The organism is Kineococcus glutinatus (assembly GCF_039542765.1).
Taxonomy (GTDB): domain Bacteria; phylum Actinomycetota; class Actinomycetes; order Actinomycetales; family Kineococcaceae; genus Kineococcus_A; species Kineococcus_A glutinatus.
On record NZ_BAABIL010000532.1, the window covers coordinates 1 to 3,390 of the forward strand.

General features: G+C 75.9%; 3 protein-coding genes. 2 read left to right on the forward strand and 1 reads right to left on the reverse strand.

Going from position 1 to position 3,390, the window contains the following annotated elements; genetic code table 11:
* Nucleotides 1-128: 128 nt before the first annotated feature.
* Nucleotides 129-1,142, reverse strand: coding sequence for a Bug family tripartite tricarboxylate transporter substrate binding protein (locus tag ABEB16_RS17660; protein WP_345713529.1), 1,014 nt, complete (start codon nucleotides 1,140-1,142; stop codon nucleotides 129-131).
* 75 nt (nucleotides 1,143-1,217) lie between these two features.
* On the opposite strand from ABEB16_RS17660, the gene tcuA reads away from it, so the two are divergent.
* Together tcuA and ABEB16_RS17670 are read left to right on the forward strand one after the other, a co-directional pair.
* Nucleotides 1,218-2,696, forward strand: coding sequence for an FAD-dependent tricarballylate dehydrogenase TcuA (tcuA, locus tag ABEB16_RS17665; RefSeq protein WP_345713530.1), 1,479 nt, complete (start codon nucleotides 1,218-1,220; stop codon nucleotides 2,694-2,696).
* A 2-nt stretch (nucleotides 2,697-2,698) separates the two neighbouring features.
* Nucleotides 2,699-3,390: GntR family transcriptional regulator (locus tag ABEB16_RS17670; RefSeq protein ID WP_345713531.1), on the forward strand; the 692-nt coding region annotated here is incomplete at its 3' end.

Sequence of the window (3,390 nt, forward strand, 5' to 3'; positions counted from 1 at the left end):
CACGAGCAGCACCAGGCCGAAGACGACCGTGGCGGTCCGCTCGGTGCGCTCGCGGTCGCCGGGCTCGTGGACCGCTGCGGCCTCGTGGTCCTTCGTGATCTCGTGGTCCTCCGGGACGGTCACGGCGCTCACCCCAGCCCGATCGCGGCGAGCACGTCGGCGACGCGGCGCTGCTCGGCGTCGACGAAACCGCGGAACTCCTCGCCGGCGAGGAAGGCGTCGCCCCAGCCGCGCTCGCGCAGGATCTCCCGCCACGTCGGTGTCCGCACCATCTCGGCCAGCAGGTCCTCCAGCGCCCGCTGCTCGGCCGGCGCGATCCCGCCCGGTGCCGCCACGCCGCGCCAGTTGGACAGCACGACGTCCAGGCCGCTCTCGCGCAGCGTGGGCACGTCGGCCAGGGCCGGCACCCGTTCCTCGCTCGCCACGGCCAGCGGCCGGACGGTGCCGGCCTCGATCTGCGCGAGGATCTCCGAGACGCCGGAGATCGCGGCGGTGGCCCGCCCGGACAGGACGGTCGTGAGGGCCTCGCCGCCGCCGGAGTGGGCGATGTAGTTCACGCCCGCGGGGTCGACGCCGACGCTCTGCGCGAGCAGGCCGGCGAGGATCTGCTCCACGCCGCCGGCGGACCCGCCCGCCACCGACACCGATCCCAGGTCCGCGCGCATCGCGGCGGCGAGGTCGTCGACGGTGCGCAGCGGTGAGCCGTCCGGGACGACGACGACCTCCTCGTCGGTGGTCAGCCGGGCCAGCGGGGTGACGCGGTCGAGCCCGACGGGTGCGTCGTTGGCCTCGACGGCCCCGACCATGATGAGGCCGAACGTCATGAGCTCGCTGGGGTCGCCGTCGTGGCGCACGAACTGGCTGAGGCCGATGGTGCCGCCGGCGCCGCCGACGTTGTAGACCTCGCTGCGGCCGACGACCTCGCGCAGCGCCTGCTGCATGGCGCGGGAGGTCTGGTCCCAGCCGCCGCCGGGGCTGGCCGGCGCCATGATGCGCAGCTGGTCGCCGTCGGCCAGGGCGGCCGAGGCCCTGGTGGTGTCGCCCGGGGCGGTGACCACCACCAGGGCGGTGGCGGCGACGGCGGCCGCGGCCGGCAGGAGGTCGCGTCTGCTGAGGGTGCGGGACTGCGTCACGTCGATCATCCCCGGTCCGCCTGTCGACAACTCTGTCGACAGATGTATACATTGCAGGAGTCATTGTGGACAAGGGGAGGCGGCATGGTTCAGGTGGACGACGCGGTGGACGTGGTGGTGGTCGGAGGGGGCAACGCGGGGTTCAGCGCCGCGCTGGCCGCCGCCGAGCGGGGCCGGGAGGTGCTGCTCCTGGAGAAGGGGGCCCCCGGGGAATCGGGCGGCAACAGCTACTACACGGCCGGGGCGTTCCGCATCGCGCACGGCGGTCTCGACGGCGACGACGGCGTCGCCGACCTCCTCGACGACGACGAGCGCCTCGCCACCACCACGCTGCCGCCCTACCCGCGCGAGGCGTTCACCGCCGACATGGTCAAGGTCACCGGCGGGCGCTGCGACCCCGACCTCACCCGCGTCCTCGTCGAGGACAGCCAGGACGCCCTGCGCTGGCTGCACGGCCACGGGCTGCGGTTCCGGCTGATGTACGAGCGGCAGGCCTACCCCGACGCGCAGGGGCGCCACGTCTTCTGGGGCGGGCTGGCCGTGGGCAGCACCGGCGGCGGCAAGGGCCTCGTCCAGCAGCACACCGCCGCCGCGCGCGCCGCGGGGGTCCGGGTGCGCCACGGCGCCCGCGGCCGCCGCCTCCTCGTGGAGGACGGGCGCGTCACCGGTGTGGAGTTCTCCGGCGACACCGGGGACGCCGTCGTGCGCGCGGAGTCCGTCGTCCTCGCCGCCGGGGGTTTCGAGGCCGACGCCCGCGCCCGACGCGAGCACCTCGGGGACGGGTGGGAGCGCGCCAAGGTCCGCGGCACCGCCCTCAACACCGGCGACATGCTGGACGCGGCGCTGGCGGCGGGCGCGGCCCGCGGCGGCGACTGGACCTCCTGCCACAGCGTCGCCTGGGACGCCCGCCCCGGCAACGAGAGCGACCGGGAGCTCACCAACCAGCTCACCCGCGGCGGCTACCCGCTCGGCATCGTCGTCAACCGGGCGGGGGAGCGGTTCGTCGACGAGGGTGCCGACTTCCGCAACTACACCTACGCCAGGTACGGCGCGGAGATCCTGCGCCAGCCCGACGGCCTGGCCTTCCAGGTGTTCGACGCCACGACGCGGCCCATGCTGCGCCGGGAGGAGTACGACGCCCCGGGCACCTCCGTGCACGTCGCGGACACCCTGGCCGAGCTGGCCGCGGCCGCCGGCATCGACCCGGCGGGGCTGGAGCGGACCGTCGCGGGGTTCAACGCCGCCGTCCGCACCGACGTGCCGTTCGACGCCGCCGTCAAGGACGGCCGCTCGGCCGCGGTGTCGCCGCCGAAGTCCAACTGGGCGCTGGAGCTGCGCACGCCGCCCTTCTACGCCTTCCCCGTCACCTGCGGCATCACCTTCACCTTCGGCGGGCTGCGCGCGGACACCTCCGCGCGCGTCCTCGACGGGGCGGGCCGCCCCCTGCCGGGGCTGTTCGTGTGCGGGGAGATGCTCGGCGGGCTGTTCAGCGGCAACTACCCCGGCGGCACCGGGCTCACCTCCGGCGCGGTGTTCGGCCGCAGGGCTGGCAGCATGGCCTGACGATGAACGCGCCGCGCACCGACGGCCCCAGGACGAGGGTCGACGCCGACACCATCTACGCGCGGGTGCGCGCGCAGGTGCTCAGCGGCGCGCGACCCGCGGGCAGCCGGGTCCTGGAGGTCTCCCTCGCCGAGGAGTTCGGGGTGTCCCGCACCCCGGTGCGGGAGGCCCTGCGGCGCCTGGCGCACGACCGGCTCCTCGAACCCGGCGCCCGCGGCCTGCAGGTGCGCGTCGTCACCCCCGGTGAGGTCGTGCAGGTCTACGACGCCCGGGTGCTGCTGGAGGCCGAGGCGGCCGCCCAGGCCGCGCGCCTCGCGCGGATCGGCGACGTCCTGGAGCTGGAGCGGCTGCTGGCCCGCGACCGCGCGCTCGTCGAGCCCGACGACGCCACCCGCACCCGGACCAACATGGAGTTCCACGCCGCGCTGTGGCGGGCGGCCCACAACCCCGTCCTGCTGGACCTGCTGCAGCGCCTGACGGTGCACCAGGTCCACTCCCCGCACTCGACCCTGTCGGTGCCCGGGCGCTGGGAGGAGGCGCTGGCCGAGCACGCCGCGCTGCTGCGCGCCGTCGCCGAGCACGACGAGGAGCGCGCCCGGCGGACCGCGGCGGACCACATGCGCGCGGCCCGCGACATCCGCCTGCGCCTGCTGCGGGACGCCGTCGCGCCCCCGCCGGGGGCCGAGGGGGCCTG